Annotated in this window: 17 protein-coding genes and 2 rRNA genes (1 of these 19 only partly in view); 6 read left to right on the top strand and 13 right to left on the bottom strand. The window is 61.2% G+C overall.

Annotated features, from left to right (window positions below; genetic code table 11):
* Positions 1-6: 6 nt before the first annotated feature.
* From ACX36O_RS01970 to ACX36O_RS01960, 3 genes are all read left to right on the top strand, one after another.
* Entirely contained in the window at positions 7-2,136 is a 2,130-nt protein-coding gene (locus ACX36O_RS01970) for a site-specific recombinase (protein WP_213358661.1), read from the top strand.
* Positions 2,137-2,150: 14 nt separating this feature from the next.
* The gene (gene thiL, locus ACX36O_RS01965) at positions 2,151-3,200 is read left to right on the top strand and encodes a thiamine-phosphate kinase (protein WP_371686573.1); all 1,050 of its coding nucleotides are present in this window, start codon (positions 2,151-2,153) and stop codon (positions 3,198-3,200) included.
* A gap of 97 nt (positions 3,201-3,297) precedes the next feature.
* Positions 3,298-3,864 (top strand): phosphatidylglycerophosphatase A family protein, encoded by a 567-nt coding sequence (locus tag ACX36O_RS01960; protein ID WP_213358657.1) that lies wholly within the window; start codon positions 3,298-3,300, stop codon positions 3,862-3,864.
* Between the two features lie 4 nt (positions 3,865-3,868).
* Here ACX36O_RS01960 and ACX36O_RS01955 read toward each other — a convergent pair whose 3' ends face one another.
* Both ACX36O_RS01955 and ACX36O_RS01950 read right to left on the bottom strand, forming a co-directional pair.
* On the bottom strand, positions 3,869-5,203 hold the full coding sequence (locus tag ACX36O_RS01955; RefSeq protein ID WP_488359992.1) for a DUF445 domain-containing protein: 1,335 nt from the start codon (positions 5,201-5,203) through the stop codon (positions 3,869-3,871).
* Positions 5,204-5,208: 5 nt separating this feature from the next.
* A complete protein-coding gene (locus ACX36O_RS01950) occupies positions 5,209-5,382 on the bottom strand; it encodes a hypothetical protein (protein ID WP_213358654.1) in 174 nt (57 codons plus the stop codon).
* On the opposite strand from ACX36O_RS01950, the gene cysK reads away from it, so the two are divergent.
* The gene (gene cysK, locus ACX36O_RS01945) at positions 5,381-6,298 is read left to right on the top strand and encodes a cysteine synthase A (protein WP_213358652.1); all 918 of its coding nucleotides are present in this window, start codon (positions 5,381-5,383) and stop codon (positions 6,296-6,298) included. The two genes, ACX36O_RS01950 and cysK, sit on opposite strands and share 2 nt — an antisense overlap.
* A 182-nt stretch (positions 6,299-6,480) precedes the next feature.
* Here the strand turns inward: cysK and htpX are convergent, their stop codons facing one another.
* The 8 genes from htpX to ACX36O_RS01905 all read right to left on the bottom strand — a co-directional run bounded on the left by htpX (position 6,481) and on the right by ACX36O_RS01905 (position 14,712).
* Positions 6,481-7,347 (bottom strand): protease HtpX, encoded by an 867-nt coding sequence (htpX, locus tag ACX36O_RS01940; protein WP_213358650.1) that lies wholly within the window; start codon positions 7,345-7,347, stop codon positions 6,481-6,483.
* Positions 7,348-7,490: 143 nt separating this feature from the next.
* Entirely contained in the window at positions 7,491-8,279 is a 789-nt protein-coding gene (locus ACX36O_RS01935; RefSeq protein ID WP_250130943.1) for a DUF3025 domain-containing protein, read from the bottom strand.
* 12 nt (positions 8,280-8,291) lie between these two features.
* Positions 8,292-9,338, bottom strand: coding sequence for a dihydroorotase (gene pyrC, locus ACX36O_RS01930; protein ID WP_213358648.1), 1,047 nt, complete (start codon positions 9,336-9,338; stop codon positions 8,292-8,294).
* Between the two features lie 44 nt (positions 9,339-9,382).
* Entirely contained in the window at positions 9,383-10,120 is a 738-nt protein-coding gene (locus ACX36O_RS01925) for an amino acid ABC transporter ATP-binding protein (protein ID WP_213358646.1), read from the bottom strand.
* 30 nt (positions 10,121-10,150) lie between these two features.
* The gene (locus ACX36O_RS01920; RefSeq protein ID WP_213358644.1) at positions 10,151-10,816 is read right to left on the bottom strand and encodes an amino acid ABC transporter permease; all 666 of its coding nucleotides are present in this window, start codon (positions 10,814-10,816) and stop codon (positions 10,151-10,153) included.
* A 2-nt stretch (positions 10,817-10,818) separates the two neighbouring features.
* Positions 10,819-11,580 (bottom strand): amino acid ABC transporter permease, encoded by a 762-nt coding sequence (locus tag ACX36O_RS01915; protein WP_213358642.1) that lies wholly within the window; start codon positions 11,578-11,580, stop codon positions 10,819-10,821.
* Between the two features lie 124 nt (positions 11,581-11,704).
* A complete protein-coding gene (locus tag ACX36O_RS01910; protein ID WP_371686579.1) occupies positions 11,705-12,640 on the bottom strand; it encodes an amino acid ABC transporter substrate-binding protein in 936 nt (311 codons plus the stop codon).
* A 230-nt stretch (positions 12,641-12,870) separates the two neighbouring features.
* Positions 12,871-14,712: an ABCB family ABC transporter ATP-binding protein/permease gene (locus ACX36O_RS01905; RefSeq protein ID WP_371686580.1), complete on the bottom strand. Its 1,842-nt coding sequence runs from the start codon at positions 14,710-14,712 to the stop codon at positions 12,871-12,873.
* Positions 14,713-14,928: 216 nt separating this feature from the next.
* On the opposite strand from ACX36O_RS01905, the gene ACX36O_RS01900 reads away from it, so the two are divergent.
* On the top strand, positions 14,929-15,423 hold the full coding sequence (locus ACX36O_RS01900) for an acyl-CoA thioesterase (RefSeq protein WP_213358638.1): 495 nt from the start codon (positions 14,929-14,931) through the stop codon (positions 15,421-15,423).
* A gap of 114 nt (positions 15,424-15,537) precedes the next feature.
* Here the strand turns inward: ACX36O_RS01900 and ACX36O_RS01895 are convergent, their stop codons facing one another.
* On the bottom strand, positions 15,538-16,887 hold the full coding sequence (locus tag ACX36O_RS01895) for an IS5 family transposase (protein WP_488359991.1): 1,350 nt from the start codon (positions 16,885-16,887) through the stop codon (positions 15,538-15,540).
* Positions 16,888-17,268: 381 nt separating this feature from the next.
* Between ACX36O_RS01895 and ACX36O_RS01890 the strand changes: the two genes are divergently transcribed.
* Complete coding sequence (locus tag ACX36O_RS01890; RefSeq protein ID WP_371698540.1) at positions 17,269-17,820, top strand: hypothetical protein; 552 nt, start codon at positions 17,269-17,271, stop codon at positions 17,818-17,820.
* A 423-nt stretch (positions 17,821-18,243) separates the two neighbouring features.
* On the opposite strand, the gene rrf is transcribed toward ACX36O_RS01890, so the two are convergent.
* A 5S ribosomal RNA gene (gene rrf, locus ACX36O_RS01885) occupies positions 18,244-18,356 on the bottom strand.
* A gap of 119 nt (positions 18,357-18,475) precedes the next feature.
* Positions 18,476-21,088, bottom strand: a 23S ribosomal RNA gene (locus tag ACX36O_RS01880); it runs 262 nt beyond the window's last position.

Raw genomic sequence — 21,088 nt, 5'->3', positions numbered from 1 at the left:
GACTGCATGGCAGCACGCAAGATCGAGATCGAGGCCCTGCTTGGCCGCATCGACCCGGATGCCGACCAGGTGGAGCGGCATCTGTGGCTGCATGACGTGCTGGAATGGATTCGCGGCGATGCGCAGGATGTGCAGGCGGCCGTGGGTCGCGTGCGCCAGATTCTGGCAGCCGTCGGCCGCATGCCGGACTGGCCGCCGCGCTGGCGCGCCTGGTGGCAGCAGTTCATCACGCATGTGGATGCCACCCCCCTGCTGGCGGATTACGGCTTTGCGCCGCGCACGGCGTTTGCCAGCGAGCTGGGGCACCGGCTGCTGCGCAAGTGGCTGCCGCCAACGCCGGAGACCACGGATCTGTCGCAGCTGTTCCACCTGTTGTTTCCGCAGGCCTTCGATGCGCAGTGGATTCGCGCCGTCGACCCGGCCACGCTGCAGCATGCGCAGCGCCTGCTGTTTGCCTCCCCGGAACAGGGGCCGCCCGCGCTCGAAATGCAACCCGGCCTGTGGGAAGAGCCGGCCCGGGAGCCTGTCAGCCCGCCGCCCCACATCGTGCTGGCCACCACGGCCAGCGCCTGGGGCCAGCCGGTGGCCAGCTACTGGCAGAACGAGTTGATCGAGGCCATCATGTACAGCGTGAGCCAGATCGGCGCCACCGGCTTCGCCAGCGAGATCCGCATGCGCATGGCCGATGACGCCGACACGCAGCACGCCTTTCATGATCTGGCGCACAGCATGGATGCCTGGACGCGACAGCTCGGCATCCACGGCCTGAAGCACCCAGAAACACTGGCGGCGACCGAACTGCTGCGCGAACAGTTGGCCCACTGCCGGCGCGCAGCGGGAACGGTGTATGCCCATCTGGCCGAGCAAGGGGTGTCGGTGGGCATCGTGTTCCGCCTGCGCCAGATGCGCGACCGCGTGCAGCGCGTGAACGAATTGCTGGACTGCCTGTTCAGCCAGAACCCGGCGCATTCGACGGCACGGCTGGTGGCCCGTCTGATCATGGTGGGACAGGAGCGGCGCAGCGTGCGCAACCTGATCCGCAGCAGCTCCCACCTGACGGCCGCCAAGGTGGCCGAGCGCCATGCCGAAAGCGGCGAAACCTATATCACGCGCAACTTCCGCGAGTGGCGCGTGATGCTGGGCCATGCCCTGGGAGGCGGCTTTGCCATGGGCTTTGCCGTCTGGTTCAAGTTCCTGATCGGGACGCTGGCGCTGTCGATCTTCTGGAGCGGGCTGGTCGCCGGGATCAACTACGCGCTGATCTTCGTGCTGATCCAGCTATTGCACTGGACGATTGCTACCAAGCAGCCGGCGGTGACGGCGCCCGCCCTGGCGGCACGACTCAAGGCCATGGACCAGCCCAATGCGGTCGATGCCTTTGTCGACGAAGTCTCGCACCTGATCCGCTCGCAGGTGATTGCCATTGTCGGCAACCTGCTGGCCGTTGTGCCCTGTGTGCTGCTGATCTCCGCGGCCCTGCAGTACGGTCTGGGGCAGCCGATGATTCCGGTGAAGACAGCCACGGCGTCCATGGGGGCGCTCGATGTGTTCGGCCCGACGGTGCTGTTTGCCGGCTTTACCGGTGCTTTGCTGTTTGCCTCCAGCATCATTGCCGGCTGGACGGAAAACTGGTTCGTGTTTCACCGGCTCGATTCGGCCATGGCGCACCATCCGCGCTTTCGCCGCCTGCTGGGGGTGGATCGGGCGCGGCGGCTGGCGCAGTGGATGCGCGATCATGTCTCCGGGCTTGCCGCCAATATCTCGCTCGGCCTGATGCTGGGGCTGACCCCTGCCATTGCACTGTTCTTCGGGCTGGGACTGGAAGTACGCCACGTGACGCTGGCAGCGGGACAGCTGGCTGCGGCCGCCTTTACACTGGGTGCACCGGTGCTGCATCAGCAGGAGTTCTGGCTGGCACTGGCAGGAGTCGCGCTGGTGGGCCCGATCAACGTCATCGTGAGCTTCTACTTTGCCTTCCGCACCGCCGTGGCGGCGCACAACGTGCCGCAGGTGGATCGCCGCCGCATCAACTCGGCCCTGCTCTATCGCCTGCTGCATGCTCCCCTGAGCTTCATCTTTCCTCCCAAGAAGCGCAAGACGCCTTCCCCTTCCGGCACGTATGGTGCCGGGAACTGATTCTTTGCCTGTCCATGTCTGCCTCCTCCAGCTCCGGCGAATTCGCCCTGATCGACCGCCATTTCCGCCGCCCTTCGCCCTTGCGCCATGCCACGGTCGGCATCGGGGATGACTGCGCCCTGCTGGCCCCCTTGCCGGATGAGCAGCTGGCCATCTCCACCGACATGCTGGTGGCCGGCCGGCATTTTTTCGAGGACGTGGATCCGGCCGCACTGGGCCACAAGGCCCTGGCCGTGAACCTGAGCGACCTGGCCGCCTGCGGCGCGCAGCCGCTGGGTGCCACGCTGGCGATTGCCTTGCCGGCGGTGGACGATGCCTGGCTGGAGGCCTTTGCCAGCGGCTTGTTCGCCCTGGCCGATGCCCATGGCTGTGAACTGGTGGGCGGCGATACCACGCGCGGGCCGCTCACCCTCAGCCTGACGGTGTTTGGCAGCGTGCCGCCGGGCAGCGCGCATCTGCGCAGTGGCGCCAGCGCCGGCGACGACATCTACGCCAGCCATGCGCCGCTGCAAGGGCTGGGTGACGCGCGCCTGGCGCTGCAACTGCAGCAGCTGGCGCGCGGAGACACACCCCCCGCTGCCGCCATCCTGCAGACGCTCGAACCCCGCATGCGCCACCACCTGCTGCACATGACGCGGGTGCGGCTGGAGCTGCCCCAGCCCCGCATCGCCCTGGGACTGGCGCTGCGCGGCATCGCCAGCGCCTGCGCCGACCTGAGTGACGGACTGACTGGCGACCTGGGGCACATCATGCAGGCCTCGGGCCTGGGTGCCACGCTCCAGGCGCTGGATGGCGCGGACGGCCTGCTGCATGCCTGCAGCCCGGCGCTGCGCACGCTGGGGAATGACGTCGCCCTGCAGATGGCGCTGGCCGGCGGGGATGACTACGAACTGGTCTTTACGGCTCCACGGGACCGGCGCGATGCCGTCGCGGCTGCCGCGGCCCGCTGCGGGCTATGCGCCAGCCGCATCGGACGCATGGAAACCGACGCGGGCCTGCGCTTTGTCGATCTGGGTGGCAGGCAACACTCCCTGGCCGCCAGGGCGTTCGACCATTTCGGTTGAGGGCCTGACACCGGCACCATCAATTCCTTCCGAAGGGTTTGCGTCATTCCCCCCTCATGGTCTCTCATGGAGCTACCGCTCTGCGACAATCCACGCCATGTCCACCACACCTCTTGCTCCAGTCCGCCCCACCCTCTCGTTCCTGCTGCGTCATCCTGCGCACTGGATTGCGCTGGGTTTCGGCTCCGGCCTGAGCCCGAAGGCGCCAGGCACGGCAGGCACGCTCTGGGCCTGGGCGGCCTGGCTGCTGCTGCAGTTGGTACTGCCGCATGCGGCGCTCGGCTGGCTGGTGCTGCTCGGCATCCCGCTGGGGTGGTGGGCCTGCACGGTCACCGCGCGCAACATGGGCGTGGCAGACCCCGGCAGCATCGTGTGGGATGAGGTAGTGGCATTCTGGGGTGTGCTCTGGATCCTGCAGCCGGCGCTGGCACTCGAGCCCTTCAGCACCGCCGCCTGGATCTGGCAGGCGCTTGCCTTTGCCGTATTCCGCTTCTTCGACGCCGCCAAGCCGCCACCGGTGCGCTGCGCCGACCAGCGCTTCAAGGGCTTTGGCTGGCGCGGTGGCTGGGGCATCCTGTTCGATGATCTGGTGGCTGCCGCCTGCAGCGTGGCCGTGCTCACGCTGGTGCACGCCTCCGGCCTGCATGCCGGCTGGTGGCACTGATCCGCTAGCCAGCCAGCCCCGGCCCGTAGCGGAACAGCGCATACAGCACCACACCCGCCAACCCGCCGATCACCGTGCCGTTCAGCCGGATGAACTGCAGATCACGCCCCACGCTGCGCTCGATCTCCTGCACCATGTAGCGCGCATCCCATTCCTGCACCGTGCGGCGGATATGCTCGGGAGCGATGTCGCGCAACTGGTCGGCCACATGCTCCACGGCGATGCGCAGCTGGTCGTTGGCCGCATCCTGCCAGACCGGATCATCGCGCAGTCGCTCGCCCAGCTGCTGCGCATACCGGACGAAATGGCGTGCGATCACCGAGTCCTCGCTGTCCAGATCCTGCTGCAGCCAGGCACGCAGGCGCGCCCACAGTTGCTGCACATAGCCCTGCAGCGCAGGATGCAGCAGCAACTGCGTCTTCAACTGCTGCACCTTCTGCTGCAGTTCGGGCTCGTCCTGCAGGCGCTCCATCATGCGGGCCACATCCTCGCCGTAACGCAGGCGCAGCGGATGCTCGGGATCGCTCAACACCACCACCACCTCGTCGATCAGCGCCTGCGCCAGCTTGTCCGCCAGGCGATCGGCGATTTCCTCGGTACGGTCCAGCTTGTCGGTGAACCAGGTCATCTTGGGATATTCGCGTCGCGCCATGGCCATCATCTTGTCGGAGATCAGGCCACGGATTTCGGGTGCGCTCACCCACTCGGCCACCTTGACCAATCCCGCATTCAGCACGCGCTGGTGATGCTGGCCATGGGTCAGCAGCTGCATCAGTTGCGCGGCGGTTGGCGCGGCATTCCAGTCATGCAGCTGGCGTTTGACGATGGCCAGCAGGTCGCGCTCGATGGCAGGGTCGTCCAGCGCCGCCAGCGACTGGCGCGCCCAGCTGCGCAGCTGCGTCGCCAGATAGGCGACGCGTTCCGGCTGGCTCAGGTACTCGCCGATGCGCTGCGCTGGATTGAACGCTGCAATCCGCGGCAGCAGCACCGCCTTGTCCAGAAACTTGTCGCGCACGAAATGCGCCAGATTGTCGGCAATGCGCTGCTGGTTGCGCGGAATGATGGCCGTATGTGGAATCGGCAGGCCCATGGGATGACGGAACAGCGCCACCACGGCAAACCAGTCCGCCAGCGCACCCACGGTGGCTGCCTCGGCAAATGCACCGACCCAGGCCCAGGCGCCCTGCCGCCCGAAATAGTGGCTGAGCGCGAGCAGGGCCACAGCCAGCAGCAAGGCCCCCAGGGCAATGGCCTTCATGCGCCGCAACTGGCGCGCCTTTTCCTGTGCCCGTTCGGCAGCCAGATCGGGCGGCACCGGGCTTGGCGAAGTCTGTGTCATGCGCTTCATTCTGCCTGCGCGAATATCCCTGCGCAATAGAGGGAAAAGGCGAAAAGCGCATGGATATTGGCGCGTAATTTCATAATGAAAAGTAATAAAAGAACCGGCACAATGCCAGCATTCCCAAGAACAACTCCACCGGCTCCTGGCGGTGGACTGCCCCAGAAAGGACCCAACATGAAAGCCAGTTCCGTTCTCGACACCATCGGCCGCACGCCGCACATCCGCTACAGCCGCCTGTTCCCGGGCAATCAGGAGGTGTGGATCAAGGCCGAGCGTTTCAACCCCGGCGGCAGCATCAAGGACCGCATTGCCCTGTCCATGATCGAGGCCGCCGAACAATCCGGCCAACTCAAGCCTGGCGCCACCATCATCGAGCCCACCTCCGGCAACACCGGTGTCGGCCTTGCCATGGTCGCGGCCGTGAAAGGCTACAAGCTGATCCTGGTGATGCCCGAGAGCATGAGCGTCGAGCGCCGCCGCCTGATGCTGGCCTACGGCGCCAGTTTCGACCTGACGCCCAAGGAAAAAGGCATGAAAGGCGCCATCGCCCGCGCCGAGGAACTGGCTGCACAGACGCCCGGTGCCTGGATTCCCCAGCAGTTCGACAATGCCGCCAATCCCGAAGTGCATGCGCGCACCACGGCCGAGGAGATCGCCGCCGACTTCCCCGAAGGCCTGGATGTGCTGATCACCGGCGTGGGTACCGGTGGCCACATCACCGGCGTGGCGCGCGTGCTCAAGGCCAAGTGGCCCCAACTCAAGGTGTATGCGGTCGAACCCACGCTGTCACCCGTGATCAGCGGCGGCCAGCCCGGCCCGCATCCGATCCAGGGCATCGGCGCCGGTTTCATCCCGAAGAACCTGGACACCAGCCTGCTTGACGGCGTGATCCAGATCGAAGGCCCCGCTGCCATGGACTACGCGCGCCGCTCCGCCACGCAGGAAGGCCTGCTGGTCGGCATCAGCAGCGGCGCCACGCTGGCCGCCATTGCGCAGAAACTGCCCGAACTGCCCGACAACGCCCGCGTGCTGGGCATCAACTACGACACCGGCGAGCGCTATCTGTCAATCGAAGGGTTCCTGCCGGCCTGAGGGTCACTCAGGATGCGCTGGCGGTGCATGCCGCCTCGGCTCGTGCACGATGCACGGGCCGGCAAGCAACGCCACGGTACCCACTCCGAAGACTCGCGTACAAACAGAAAACCCGTCTGGATTGAACCAGACGGGTTTTTCCTGGATCCTGTCGGGCGCCGGAGAAGCGGTGCCCTCCACGATCAGCCCTGCTGCAGACGCGCAATACGCTCCTCCAGCGGCGGGTGGGTAGAGAACAGCTTGCCCAAACCACCGGTAATGCCGAAGGCCTGCATGCTCTTCGGCAGTTCGCCCGGATGCATGCCGCCCAGACGATGCAATGCATTGATCATCGGCTGGCGCTGCCCCATCAGCTGGGCGGAGCCGGCATCGGCGCGGAATTCACGCTGGCGGCTGAACCAGGCCACGATGATGGCGGCCAGGAAGCCCAGTACCAGATCCAGCACCATGGTGGTGATCATGTAGCCGATCCCCGGGCCGGAGTTGTCATCCCCACGGCGCAGGAAACCGTCCACCAGCGAACCGATCACGCGGCTCAGGAACACCACGAAGGTGTTCATCACGCCCTGGATCAGCGTCATGGTGACCATGTCGCCATTGGCAATGTGCGCCACTTCGTGGGCCAGCACCGCCTCGACCTCGTCGCGCGTCATGCCCTGCAGCAGGCCGGTGGACACGCCCACCAGCGCCGAGTTCTTGAACGCACCCGTGGCAAAGGCATTCGGCTCGCCATCGTAAATGCCCACCTCCGGCATGCCGATCTTCGCCGTGGTCGCCAGCTTACGCACCGTCTCCACGATCCAGGCCTCGTCCGCGTTGCGCGGCTGGTCGATCATGTGCAGGCCCATGCTGGTCTTGGCCATGGTCTTGCTCATCAGCAGCGAGATGATGGCGCCGGTGAAGCCGATCACGAAGGCATACACCAGCAGGCTGGTGTAGTTGATGCCGTTGGCCGTCAGGTAGTGATTCACCCCCAGCAGATTGGTCACGATGCCCAGCACCGCCACCACGGCCACGTTGGTCAGCAGGAACAGGAAAATGCGTTTCATGGCGTCCTTCAGAAAGTCAGTCGCCCCGCCAGACGGACAATCCGCCTGACAAAGACAATGCGCATGGTAGGGGCAGCCGGGTCAAATTCAAGCATGGGTGCGCCAATTCCCGCACGAATCGAGGCAGAAATTCGCCGATGCGCTCAGGCCTGCAGCACGCTGGGCAGACGGCGCAGCGGACGGAACACGCTGGTGTCCCGGTAGAAATCCGGCTCGGCATTGGCCGCCCACCAGCCCGGCACCCCCAGCACCGGCAGGTGCACAAACGGCTTGCTGCGCAAATGGTCTGCCGTGAGCGCCCCGGCCAGCCAGGCATCCCAGTGCACGGCTCCGTCCGGCCCGTCCCCGCAAGAGCCCGCCTGGGACGGCACGCGGTAGACATGCGCCGTAATGCCCTTGAAGGGCTGCACCAGCTGCTCGAGCGCGGCATGCCCAAACAGCACCAGACGGCTCTCGGCCCAGAGCGCGCGCAGGGAACCGAACACCTCGTCCCAGCGCTTCCAGGCCAGCGCTTCCCACAGCGCATCCGGCGCCTGCAACAGCGCCACGTTTTCGTCGAACAGGGTCAGCGCGTCGCGCACCGGCCCGCGCGTAGCGCCCACACCGCCCAGTCGCGCCAGTTCCTCTCCCTGCAGCGCATTGAGGCGCAGCTTGGTAAGCGGAAAATGCAGCCACATCAGGCCGTTGAAGAAATCGTGCCAGTTGCTGCGCGTCGGCACCTGGCGCGTGTCGTAGATGAACTGCTCGTAGGCCACGCCCTCGGGCAACCGCTCCTGCGGCACGAAGCGCACGCCCGCCGGCCCGTTGCAGGCGTTGAGCGCGGCACTGAGGTCACCCGTCTGCTGCCAATGCTGCATCACCCGCCGGCCCAGCGGCAGCAGGGGGCGGTGCCAGCCTGCTTCCCAGTCCGGCAAGAGGGTTGGCAACACCATCGCGCAATGCTCTTAACTGCCCTTCACCAGCCGCCAGCCCAGTTCCTCGCCTCCACGCAGCGGCTTGAGTTCCGCCTCGCCGTAGGCGTAGCTTTCTGGCGTGGTCCAGCTTTCCTTGCGCAGGGTGATGCTGCCCTGGTTGCGCGGCAGGCCGTAGAACGCAGGGCCGTTGAAGCTGGCAAACGCTTCCAGCCTGTCCAGCGCACCCGCTGCCTCGAACGCCTCGGCATACAGCTCCATCGCAGCATGCGCGGTATAGCAGCCGGCGCAGCCCGTGGCATGCTCCTTCAGGTGTGCGGCATGCGGCGCGCTGTCGGTCCCCAGGAAAAAACGGTCACTACCCCCCGTCGCCGCCTCCACCAACGCCAGGCGATGCACCTCGCGCTTGAGCACCGGCAGGCAGTAGTAATGCGGACGAATGCCGCCAGTAAAGATCGCATTGCGGTTGTACAGCAGGTGGTGCGCGGTGATGGTGGCGGCGGTAAATGCCCCCGCCTGCACCACATACTGCGCCGCATCCTTGGTGGTGATGTGCTCGAACACCACCTTCAACTCCGGAAAATCACGGCGCAGCGGCTGCATCACCTGCTCGATGAACACCGCTTCGCGATCAAAGATGTCGATGGCCGGATCCGTCACCTCGCCATGCACCAGCAGCAGGATGCCTTCGCGCTGCATCGCCTCCAGCGTGGCATACGTCTTGCGGATGTCCGTCACGCCGGCATCGCTGTTGGTGGTGGCACCGGCCGGATACAGCTTGAAAGCCACCACACCCGCAGCCTTGGCGCGCGCCACTTCCTCGGGCGGCGTGTTGTCGGTCAGGTACAGCGTCATCAGCGGCTCGAAGCTCACACCGGCCGGCACGGCGGCCTGGATGCGCTGCTTGTACTCCAGCGCCTGCTCCGCCGTGGTCACCGGCGGCTTCAGGTTGGGCATGATGATGGCGCGGCCGAACTGAGCCGCAGTATGCGGCACCACGGTACTTAGCGGGGCACCATCGCGCACATGCAGGTGCCAGTCATCGGGTCGGGTAATGGTCAGGGTGGTGGGAGTGCTCATCCTGCCATTTTCGCATCTACTGCACCCCCGCGCACTCCTCTGTCTCAGTGCTGCAGGATCTTGTTCAGGAAATCCTTGGTGCGCGGCTGACGCGCTTCCGGATTGCCGAAGAACTCTTCCTTGCTGCAATCCTCCAGGATCTTGCCGCCCACATCGATGAAGATCACGCGGTTGGCCACCTTGCGCGCAAAGCCCATCTCGTGCGTCACCACCATCATGGTCATGCCTTCCTTGGCCAGGTTGACCATCACGTCCAGCACCTCGCCCACCATTTCAGGATCCAGCGCGGAGGTCGGCTCATCGAACAGCATCACCACCGGGTCCATGCTCAGCGCACGCGCAATCGCCACGCGCTGCTGCTGGCCACCGGACAGCTGCCCCGGAAACTTGTCCTTGTGCGCCATCAGGCCCACGCGATCCAGCATCTTCAGGCCGCGCGTCTTCGCTTCATCCACGCTGCGGCCCAGCACCTTCACCTGCGCAATCGTCAGGTTCTCGGTCACGCTCAGGTGCGGAAACAACTCGAAGTGCTGGAACACCATGCCCACCTGGCTACGCAACTTGGGCAGATTGGTCCTGGAGTCGGTCAGCGACGTGCCATTGACGATGATCTCGCCCTTCTGGATCGGCTCCAGGCCATTGACGGTCTTGATCAGCGTGGATTTGCCCGAGCCGGACGGGCCGCACACCACCACCACATCGCCCTTGTTGATATTCACGTTGCAGTCCTGCAGCACCTGTACCGGACCATACCACTTGGAGACGTTCTTGATTTGAATCATGTGTTCGGACATTTTTGACTATCTCCACTTTCAGCGAATAATCGCAATCTTCTTGTTCAAGCGCTTCACCGCCCAGGACAGGCTGATGCAGATCACAAAATACATCACCGCCGCCATCAGATAGGTTTCTGTCGTGCGGCCATAGTTCTTGCCCGCGGTTTCAAAACCCTTGAGCAGATCGTAGGCGCCGATAGCGTACACCAGCGACGTATCCTGGAACAGGATGATGGTCTGCGTCAGGAACACCGGCAGCATGTTGCGGAAGGCCTGCGGCAGAATCACCAGTCGCATGTTCTGGGCGTAGCTCATGCCCAGCGCCTGCCCGGCAAACACCTGCCCGCGCGGAATCGACTGGATGCCGGCACGCACAATCTCGCTGAAATAGGCCGCCTCGAATGCAATGAAGGTGATGATGGCCGAATACTCGGCGCCGATCGAACGGCCGATCACCATCGGCACCAGCAGAAAGAACCACAGGATCACCATCACCAGCGGAATCGAGCGCATGCCGTTCACGTAGAACGCAGCCGGCGCATCCAGCCATTTCTTGCCCGACAGGCGCATCAGCGCCAGCACGGTCCCGAACAGAATGCCGCCAATGGTCGCCAGCACCGTCAGCAGAATGCTGAACTGCAAGCCCTTGAGAATATAGTTGCCGAAAAACTCGGCATCGAGGAAAGAGAAGCTCAGATTCATGATCAGTGCCCTCCCCCGCTACCCGAAGCGACAAAGCCGGGCACGCGCACCTTCTTCTCGATCGTGGCCATGATGCGGTTGATGGCCAGCGCAGAAATCACGTACAGAATCGTCACCGCCACATAGACCTCAATCAGGCGCGCCGTTTCCTCACCCGCCTGCAGGGCAAACTGCGTCAGCTCCGGAATCGACACCGCAAACGCCGCCGCCGAGTTCTTGAAGATGTTCATCGACTCGCTCGTGAGCGGCGGAATGATGATGCGATAGGCCATGGGCAGCAGCACATAGCGGTAATACTGCGGCGTGGTAAACCCCAGCGCCATGCCGGCGTAACGCTGCCCCTTCGGCAGCGCCTGGATGCCCGAGCGCACCTGCTCGGCAATCCGCGCCGAGGTAAACAGGCCCAGCGCCATCACCACCAGAATGAACGGCGGCAGGTTCTTGGCCAGCGGCACCAGCGCCGGCAGCACGTGGTACCACAGGAAAATCTGCACCAGCAGCGGAATGTTGCGGAACCACTCCACCCAGGCGTTGCCGAAGCGCACCAGCCAGGGCGAATCCGGCAAGGTGCGCAGCACCCCGATGATGGACCCCATCACCAGCGCCACCAGCAGCGCCGTCACCGAAACGCCGACCGTCCACCCCCAGGCCGAAAACAGCCAGTTCAAATAGCTGATGTCGCGCCCGCTCCCCAGACAGCCCGCTATCGGGTCGCCCGTGACGATGTCCTTGCAGAACACCGCCCAATCCAGATTCCCAATCATGGCCACTCCTTGTCCATGTTCTTGTTCTGATGTCCATCCCCGGAAAACATTGGGGGCAGAAGCCAGCCTCCCGATCTCCCGGGAGGCCTGCTCCTGCCCTCAGGTACAGGCCCGGCCGGAAGGTTTACTTCTTGGCGTAATCTTCCATCGGCTTGTTGTTCGGATTGGCCCAGGCATCCTTGGTGCTCTGCGACAGCGGCAGGCCGATCGTCACGTTGGCCGGCGGAATCGGCTGCAGGAACCAGCGGTCATAAAGCTTGGCCAGCGAACCATCGGCAATCTGGCGCTTGATGCTGTTGTCCACGGCCTCCTTGAACTTGGTGTCACCCTTGGGCAGCATGCACGCGATCGGCTCCACCGACAGGGCGTCACCCACCAGCACGAAATCCTTCGGGCTCTTGGACTTGGCGATATTGGCCGCCAGAATGGAGCCATCCATCACGAAGGCATCTGCACGGCCGGACTCCAGCATCAGGAAACTGTCGGCATGATCCTTGCCCATCACTTCCTTGAAGTCCAGGCCCTGCGCACGGTCATTCTTGCGCAGCGTCTGCACGGAAGTGGTACCGGTCGTCGTCACCACCGTCTTGCCCTTCAGGTCGGCAATGCCCTTGATGCCGGAGTTGGCCTTGGTGGCGATGCGCACCTCCTCCACGTAGGTGGTCACGGCAAAATCCACGTCCTTCTGGCGCGCCAAGTTATTGGTGGTGGAGCCGCACTCGAAGTCGATGGTGCCGTTCTGCAGCAGCGGAATGCGGTTCTGCGAAGTGATCGGCTGGTAGTTGATCTTGACTTCGGTGCCCAGCTCCTTCTTGAGGTCATCCACGATGCGCTCGGCCATCTCGGTGTGGAAGCCCACGTACTTGCCATTGCCCAGCGTATAGCCCAGGCCGGACGACTCGCGCACGCCCAGATTCACCACGCCGCTGGACTTGATCTTGCCCAGTGTATCAAGCGCGCGAGCAGGTGCCGCAGCCGCTGCAGAACCCGCATCAGCAGCCGCCGACGCCGGAGCGGAAGTGCCCGCATCCTTCTGTCCGCAACCAGCCAGAACCAGCATTGCCGCGCCAGCGACAGCCATCAATTGAGTGCGCATAGTCATACTCCTGTCAGGAAAGAATTAGAGGGACCGATTAGAGCGCAAACCTTCCGAACGAACGTACAGGTTTACCCTGACTCCATGCGGATTGCCGTACTCCTCGGCAAGAAAATCACGTTCCGGCGCGCCATCAGCCCCAGTCCGGCCTTCGGGCGCACACGCCAACACCTTAACAGCAAGTCATGCCGTTTCTATTGTGAAGAGCCACTTGCTGAAAAAGAATCCGCAAAGTCCCTGCTTTGCTGCAGCGCCCACATCTCCGCATACTGCCCCTGCCGGGCCAGCAGCTGTGCATGCGTGCCACGCTCCACCACCCGCCCATGATCCAGCACCAGAATCTCGTGCGCATCCACCACCGTGGAGAGCCGGTGGGCAATCACCAGCGTCGTCTTGTTGTCGGCCACCTGCCGCAGCTCGGCCTGGATCGCGCGCTCCGTGGCGGAATCCAGTGCCGAAGTCGCCTCATCCAGCACCATGATGGGCGGATTCTTCAGCAGCGCCCGCGCAATTGCCACCCGCTGCTTCTCCCCGCCGGAAAGCTTCAGCCCGCGTTCCCCCACCATCGTGGCATAGCCCTTGGGCGTGCGCTCGATGAAATCGTGGATCCGGGCCGCCTTGGCCGCCCGCACGATCGCTTCCTGATCGGCATCCGTATCGCCGTAGCCGATGTTGTACGCCACCGTGTCGTTGAACAGCACCGTGTCCTGCGGCACGATGCCGATGGCGCGTCGCAAGCTGTCCTGAGTCACATCCCGGATATCCTGCCCATCGATACTGATCCTGCCCTGCTGCACGTCATAGAAGCGATACAACAAGCGCGCCAGCGTCGACTTTCCTGCCCCCGACGGCCCCACCACCGCCACCGTCTTGCCTGGCGGCACCTCAAAGCTCACCTGATGCAGGATCGGGCGCGCCGGATCATAGGCAAACGATACATCCTCGAAACGAATTGCCGGCAGGCCGTGATCGATTCGTAGCCGCGCCGCATCCGCTCGATCCTCGATTTCCCTTGGCATATCCACCAGCGTGAACATCTTGTCCAGATCCGTCAGGCTCTGCTTGATCTCGCGATACAGCACCCCCAGGAAATTCAGCGGAATATACAGCTGGATCATGAACGCATTGATCATCACCAGATCGCCAATCGTCAGCCGCCCGTCGGCCACCCCCTGCGTGGCTCGCCACAGCATCGCCACCAGCGCGGTGGCAATGATCAGCTGCTGTCCGCTGTTGAGCAAGCTCAATGTGCTCTGGCTCTTGATCGCCGCCTTGCGATACTCCTGCAGGCGGGCGTCGTAGCGCCGCGCTTCGTAACCCTCGTTGTTGAAATACTTGACGGTTTCGTAGTTGAGCAAGGCATCCACCGCCCGGCTGTGCGCAACGGAATCCAGCCGGTTCATCTCGCGCCGCAATTCCGTACGCCACTCCGTCACAGTCACGGTAAAGGCGATATACGCCACCAGCGCCACGCCCGTAATCACGGCGAACCCGGCATCGAATTTCACCGCCAGAATCCCCAGCACCAGGCTGACCTCGATCAGCGTAGGCAGAATGCTGTACAGCGAAAACGACACCAGCGAATGCACGGCGCGCGTTCCGCGCTCGATATCCCGCGTCATGCCCCCGGTCTGCCGCTCCAGATGAAAGCGCAGGCTCAGGCTATGCAGATGCCGGAATACGCGCAAGGCGATGCTGCGCGCCGCCCCCTCGGTCGCCTTGGAAAACACCAGCTCGCGCAACTCCGTAAACACCGAAGTCGCCAGCCGCAACAAGCCATAGGCCAGCAACAGGCCCACCGGCACCACCAGCAGGGCCTGTGCGCTCCCCGGCTTCACATTCATCGCGTCCACCAACTGCTTCAACAACAGCGGCACACCGATATTCGCCAGCTTAGCCCCGACCATCAGCAGCAAGGCCAGCAGCACCCGCCAGCGGTACTCCCACAGATAGGGGATCAGGCGCTTGAGGGTATTCCAGTCATTGCGCTTCACAGGCCGCACCGAAGCCCCCTCCTCATACCCTCCTCGCGCCATTCCCCGCATGTCCACCACTCCCTGCATGTGCTGCCAGCCATTACCATTCCTGCCAGCATAGCCTAACGATGCTCCATCGCGCCTATGCATCGCCGAATTCAGTGATGCGAACGATGTGCAAGCGCGGCATCGAGAGCCGGCAGACTATTCGCGCCGCAAACTTCCACTGTGCTCTGCCTCAATGCACAATCACCCTAATACACAGGAAAGCCGCTCATGAACACAGAACAACATCCCAACGTCCTCCCGACCCTCAACAAGCCGGGATTTGCCCGCAATACCCCCTCCAACCGCCCATTCCTCGACCGTCTTCCGGAATCCACCGAAACACACGAACTGGTTCTCAAAGTCGTCCCTATGCCTGCAGATTGCAACGCAAATGGAGATATCTTCGGTGGCTGGGTGATGGCGCAGGTCGACGTCGCAGGCGCCATCGCCGCCTTCCGCAAAACGCGCGGACGAACCGCAACGGTCGCCGTCAAGGAATTCATCTTCAAGCAGCCGGTACGTGTCGGCGACATCCTCTCGTTCTATGCATCCGTCCAACGCATCGGCAACACATCCATCACCATCTGCGTGGAGGTTTACGCGGAAACTTTCAGTGATCAGGGACGATATCTGAAAGTGACCGATGCCATGGTCACTTATGTTGCAATCGATGAAGAGGGGCGTCCACGCAGTATCCCGCGTGAATCAGAAACCTCCCGCTGATGGCAAGCCCGATGCGTGGTGCTGCACGGAAACCCAGGCAACTTCCGCGTGCAGGCGACATGGAACCTCCCGATGCAAGACACTCTACTGAGTCCACCCTGAACAATTCACTTTTCAGGCAGCAACGAGGTTCTCGCCCCTGTTTGCATGACGCAGCAGGGCAAGCATCTCCTGGAGGGGCATCCCGATATGGGCACAAAAAAGCCGCAGCTTCCTGAGGATCATCCGGATGTTGTGGCCGGCTCCACACAGCACGGCATGCAACGCATCGCCGAGCGCGCCCTTCAGAGGGTTACGCCCCAGCCGCCCATCCATTTTCATGTGCCCGAACGCCGGCTCGATCGCGCTGCGCCGCTTGATCATCGCCTTCATCGCCCGTGTCACTCCCCGGCGCTGCCCTGAGCGCAGAATCTGCACGCCTTCAACCTGTACCCCCTGGTAGCCCTTGTCCACGATGACCGTTTTGGGTTTGTGTTCCGCCAGGATCCCTACCTGCTCCAGGGTTTCGGCCAGCGTGTGACCATCCCACGGGTTGCCCGGCATGCTGCGCATGCCCACCACGACGCCCTCCTTGAGCGTCGTGGCCGTGCTCACCTTCACTGCGAATTCATACGGCGTTCTGGCCTTGCCCTTGGAGATGCATTCGACCTCCGGAGCATGCAGGGCATACAGCTTGTTCTTGTCTTTGGTCTTTTGCGTCAGAATGCGCTGCACACGCTGCAGCAAGTCCTGAGCCTTGTCTCGGGCATGCCCGGGCAAGGCGTGCAGTTGTCGCTCCACATCACGGTACACGCGGCCCACACGGGTGCGCAACGCCTTGAGCGTCTTGCGCATGCGCTTGTACTGCTTGGCGTGGGCATAGCGGCCAATCTGCGCAGCCATGCGCGGGGCCTGGCGGTTGTAGTTCTGGCGCAGCTTGAGCGCATGGCTGGCAGCGAGCTTGACCAGGTGTTGACGGCTTGTCTCCAGCAGTCGGCTGTCGGTCGGGTGCGCAACCGCCTTGGGCATGACGGTGGTGTCCACGATCACGCGATCGAAGCTGCTCTTTTTGATCAGGCCTGCCGCATGCGCAGCCTCAACCGTGACAGCCAGCAGCGTTTCCACGCCTTCTTCACCAATGCGCTTGCGCCAGCGCGTGAGACTGGATGGGTCAATCGGCAATTCGGTCTGCAGGTAGGTCTCTCCAGTGAAGAACTGCCAGTACGGGTTCTCCAGCCAGGTGTTGACCACGGCTTCATCCGATGCGTCATTGGCATGCTGCAGGTACAGCAGCCCTGCCACCAGTCTGGGCGGCAGCGCCGGGCGTCCCCGGCTGGAAGTGAAATGGGCCGAGAAGCTGCGTTCAATCTCTTCCCAATTCATCAGATCCGCCAGGCGCACCAGCGGGTGCTTCATGTTGAGCTGCTCGTCAAGACGCGGGCGGAACAACTCGCGCGTCTGAGGCAGTGTGGGCTGTGGCTTCATCTTCGAAACACCGTCGAGATTTGCAAGGAATCGAATCTCCGAAGCACATTCTCCAGCAAATTCTGTACCCCATGAACCGGAAAAACCTTAGACATGTCAACGGGTTGGGGAATCTTCAGGGCGGACTACTGAGTCCATCACCCAATCCCCCTCGGGGAGGTGCACATTGCCACACTTACCAATCCAATCAAAAGAAAACAAATGTTACAACAATGCCACGAGGCATAGTGATAGTTGTAATTTTTCTGTAAAAAAAATCTTTGTACCATGCTACATCCAATTTTCGAAGAGTCCTTTTGTACTCTTCGTATTGGTGCATTAGTTGCTCTTCGTAATTCATCCGGTTACGAATAGTCAGATAGATTTTTTTTCCTACACACCATGGATGCCTCACTCGCCGCCTGCCACACGGACACCAGAACCAACAACAACTCCGCAGGAGGATGGAGGGATCTAGTCAAGAACCTGGATAGTTCGCACTTCAGCCTCGAGATCCGGAACATCATGCGGCCAGATGCCATGAAGGATTTCCTGCTTGATGCCACGATCCACTTTGAACGTACCGGCGACACCACCTACAAGGTCCTTGTAGAGGCAAGGAACCTGAAGAACGTGCATGGCTGGGAATGCCCCGCCACACTGACCTTCATTGTGGAAACACTGGCCGCCCGGCTCACCGCAGCACACGGCTTCAACTGGTACCGCACATGCACTCCTGAAAACGACACGGACGCTGGAAACTATCAACTCCTCCAATTGGAAATGCTCGACGAAGCTCCCGAAAGCACCAGCACCAGCACCAGCACCAGCAACAGCAACAGCAACAGCAACAGCGCAGTGAACAACGAAAGCAGCTGGGCAAAAGCAATGCCCGTTGTTCCTCGCCACCCCGACATGAGCCGCGAACTTCTGCGCTCAGGATTTTCTTGGTAACACGATAAGGAGGTATTTAACGGAAAAGGCCCACAAATAGTTTAACGTACGCAAATCAAGGGGAAAGCTCAGGCTTTCCCCTTTTTGCTAAGCAGCGGGCGCGTCCGTCATTTTTCCATATAGCTGATATTGCCGTGCGCTGCGAGAGACTGGCACCGCCTCAAGAGAAGGCAAGCAAAACGATCATGGAACACGAAAAACATCAAACAAATGCGACATGATGCTCTGCTAGCAAGCCGCATTCGTATGCAGAGAGAGCGCGGAGAAGTTGGGCGCAATAAAGCAGCCTTGCCAGCGGATTCCCCAAATTTGAAATCGTGGCTACAAGATAAAGAGTTGATCTGCATGATGCTGCAATGCAGACAGGCCTCAAAAACAAAAAAGCGCCCCGTGCTCACGGGGCGCTTTTCCTGGCTGTAAGTAGCCTGACGATGACCTACTTTCACACGGGAATCCGCACTATCATCGGCGCTGAGTCGTTTCACTGTCCTGTTCGGGATGGGAAGGAGTGGGACCAACTCGCTATGGTCATCAGGCTTTAACGGGGTGCCATGCTGCTGCTCGAGCAGCACAGCGAATTCATAGAGTCATCCATCAGCTTCTTTATCTTGATTGCGCCTGGCATAACATCCTTGGCTCTTCCAGCCAAAGTTATAGGGTCAAGCCGCACGAGCAATTAGTACTGGTCAGCTTAATGCATTGCTGCACTTCCACATCCAGCCTATCAACGTCCTGGTCTAGAACGACTCTTCAGGGGGGTCAAGCCCCCGGCAGATCTCATCTTGAAACGAGTTTCCCGCTTAGATGCTTTCAGCGGTTATCTCTTCCACACTTAGCTACCCTGCGATGCCACTGGCGTGACAACAGGTACACCAGAGGTGTGTCCACTCCGGTCCTCTCGTACTAGGAGCAGGCTTCCTCAAATCTGCAGCGCCCACGGAAGATAGGGACCAAACTGTCTCACGACGTTTTAAACCCAGCTCACGTACCTCTTTAAATGGCGAACAGCCATACCCTTGGGACCGGCTACAGCCCCAGGATGAGATGAGCCGACATCGAGGTGCCAAACACCGCCGTCGATATGAACTCTTGGGCGGTATCAGCCTGTTATCCCCAGAGTACCTTTTATCCGTTGAGCGATGGCCCTTCCATACAGAACCACCGGATCACTATGTCCTGCTTTCGCATCTGCTCGACTTGTCAGTCTCGCAGTTAAGCACGCTTATGCCATTGCACTATCGTCACGATGTCCGACCGTAACTAGCGTACCTTCGAACTCCTCCGTTACGCTTTGGGAGGAGACCGCCCCAGTCAAACTGCCTACCATGCACTGTCCCCAGTCCCGGTTCAGGGACCTAGGTTAGAACCTCAAACGCACCAGGGTGGTATTTCAACGTCGGCTCCAGCAGAACTAGCATCCTGCCTTCAAAGCCTCCCACCTATCCTACACAGATCCGTTCAAAGTCCAATACAAAGCTACAGTAAAGGTTCATGGGGTCTTTCCGTCTTTCCGCGGGGAGATTGCATCATCACAAACATTTCAACTTCGCTGAGTCTCTGGAGGAGACAGTGTGGCCATCGTTACGCCATTCGTGCAGGTCGGAACTTACCCGACAAGGAATTTCGCTACCTTAGGACCGTTATAGTTACGGCCGCCGTTTACTGGGACTTCGATCAAGAGCTTGCACCCCATCAATTAATCTTCCAGCACCGGGCAGGCGTCACACCCTATACGTCCACTTTCGTGTTTGCAGAGTGCTGTGTTTTTAATAAACAGTCGCAGCCACCAATTTTTTGCAACCCGTTCATGCTCAGATGCTCTCATCACACTACTAGGGCACACCTTCTCCCGAAGTTACGGTGTCAATTTGCCGAGTTCCTTCTCCAGAGTTCTCTCAAGCGCCTTAGAATACTCATCTCGCGCACCAGTGTCGGTTTGCGGTACGGTCGTTGCAAGCTGAAGCTTAGTGGCTTTTCCTGGAACCCCGTTCAGTGACTTCGCAAGCCATGCTCGCTCGATCGGCAGCCTCGGTATATGTGCAGCGGATTTGCCTACTGCACGCCTACTTCTGCCTAAACCGGGACATCCAACACCCGGATCACCTATTAAGATTCGTCCCCACATCGCACTTGCAATCGGTACAGGAATATTGACCTGTTTCCCATCAGCTACGCATCTCTGCCTCGCCTTAGGGGCCGACTCACCCTACGCCGATGAACGTTGCGTAGGAAACCTTGCGCTTACGGCGAGCGGGCTTTTCACCCGCTTTAACGCTACTCATGTCAGCATTCGCACTTCTGATACCTCCAGCACGCTTTACAACGCACCTTCACAGGCTTACAGAACGCTCTCCTACCACGCACAGTAAACTGTGCATCCGCAGCTTCGGTAACTGGCTTAGCCCCGTTACATCTTCCGCGCAGGACGACTCGATCAGTGAGCTATTACGCTTTCTTTAAATGATGGCTGCTTCTAAGCCAACATCCTGACTGTTTTAGCCTTCCCACTTCGTTTCCCACTTAGCCAATTTTAGGGACCTTAGCTGGCGGTCTGGGTTGTTTCCCTCTTGAGTCCGGACGTTAGCACCCGGTGCTCTGTCTCCCAGGCTGTACTCTGCGGTATTCGGAGTTTGCCTTGGTTTGGTAAGTCGCCATGACCCCCTAGCCAAAACAGTGCTCTACCCCCGCAGGTAATACCTGAGGCACTACCTAAATAGTTTTCGGAGAGAACCAGCTATTTCCAGGTTTGTTTAGCCTTTCACCCCTATCCACAGCTCATCCGCTAATTTTGCAACATTAGTCGGTTCGGACCTCCAGTACCTGTTACGGCACCTTCATCCTGGCCATGGATAGATCACCTGGTTTCGGGTCTACACCCAGCGACTGTTCGCCCTATTCGGACTCGATTTCTCTTCGGCTTCCCTATTCGGTTAACCTCGCCACTGAATGTAAGTCGCTGACCCATTATACAAAAGGTACGCAGTCACCCCAAAGGGCTCCTACTTTTTGTAAGCATGCGGTTTCAGGATCTATTTCACTCCCCTCCCGGGGTTCTTTTCGCCTTTCCCTCACGGTACTGGTTCACTATCGGTCGATGATGAGTATTTAGCCTTGGAGGATGGTCCCCCCATATTCAGACAGGATTTCACGTGTCCCGCCCTACTTGTTCGCAACTTAGTACCACCACGCTGTTTTCGCATACAGGGCTATCACCTGCTATGGCCAGCCTTTCCAGACTGTTTTGCTAACAACATGACTATCTTTGCCA

Source organism: Brachymonas sp. KE5, assembly GCF_057773645.1.
Note: the sequence above shows the minus strand (reverse complement) of the source record. Positions and strands in the feature narration are given on the sequence as shown.

Bases quoted from the DNA above. Each gene is read 5' to 3' on its own strand.
- ACX36O_RS01970 (WP_213358661.1), top strand. From the start codon at position 7: ATGGCAGCACGCAAGATCGAGATCGAGGCCCTGCTTGGCCGCATCGAC.
- thiL (WP_371686573.1), top strand. From the start codon at position 2,151: ATGTCTGCCTCCTCCAGCTCCGGCGAATTCGCCCTGATCGACCGCCAT.
- ACX36O_RS01960 (WP_213358657.1), top strand. From the start codon at position 3,298: ATGTCCACCACACCTCTTGCTCCAGTCCGCCCCACCCTCTCGTTCCTG.
- ACX36O_RS01955 (WP_488359992.1), bottom strand. From the start codon at position 5,203: ATGACACAGACTTCGCCAAGCCCGGTGCCGCCCGATCTGGCTGCCGAA.
- cysK (WP_213358652.1), top strand. From the start codon at position 5,381: ATGAAAGCCAGTTCCGTTCTCGACACCATCGGCCGCACGCCGCACATC.
- ACX36O_RS01950 (WP_213358654.1), bottom strand. From the start codon at position 5,382: ATGTTGGGTCCTTTCTGGGGCAGTCCACCGCCAGGAGCCGGTGGAGTT.
- htpX (WP_213358650.1), bottom strand. From the start codon at position 7,347: ATGAAACGCATTTTCCTGTTCCTGCTGACCAACGTGGCCGTGGTGGCG.
- ACX36O_RS01935 (WP_250130943.1), bottom strand. From the start codon at position 8,279: ATGGTGTTGCCAACCCTCTTGCCGGACTGGGAAGCAGGCTGGCACCGC.
- pyrC (WP_213358648.1), bottom strand. From the start codon at position 9,338: ATGAGCACTCCCACCACCCTGACCATTACCCGACCCGATGACTGGCAC.
- ACX36O_RS01925 (WP_213358646.1), bottom strand. From the start codon at position 10,120: ATGATTCAAATCAAGAACGTCTCCAAGTGGTATGGTCCGGTACAGGTG.
- ACX36O_RS01920 (WP_213358644.1), bottom strand. From the start codon at position 10,816: ATGAATCTGAGCTTCTCTTTCCTCGATGCCGAGTTTTTCGGCAACTAT.
- ACX36O_RS01915 (WP_213358642.1), bottom strand. From the start codon at position 11,580: ATGATTGGGAATCTGGATTGGGCGGTGTTCTGCAAGGACATCGTCACG.
- ACX36O_RS01910 (WP_371686579.1), bottom strand. From the start codon at position 12,640: ATGCTGGTTCTGGCTGGTTGCGGACAGAAGGATGCGGGCACTTCCGCT.
- ACX36O_RS01905 (WP_371686580.1), bottom strand. From the start codon at position 14,712: ATGGCGCGAGGAGGGTATGAGGAGGGGGCTTCGGTGCGGCCTGTGAAG.
- ACX36O_RS01900 (WP_213358638.1), top strand. From the start codon at position 14,929: ATGAACACAGAACAACATCCCAACGTCCTCCCGACCCTCAACAAGCCG.
- ACX36O_RS01895 (WP_488359991.1), bottom strand. From the start codon at position 16,887: ATGAAGCCACAGCCCACACTGCCTCAGACGCGCGAGTTGTTCCGCCCG.
- ACX36O_RS01890 (WP_371698540.1), top strand. From the start codon at position 17,269: ATGGATGCCTCACTCGCCGCCTGCCACACGGACACCAGAACCAACAAC.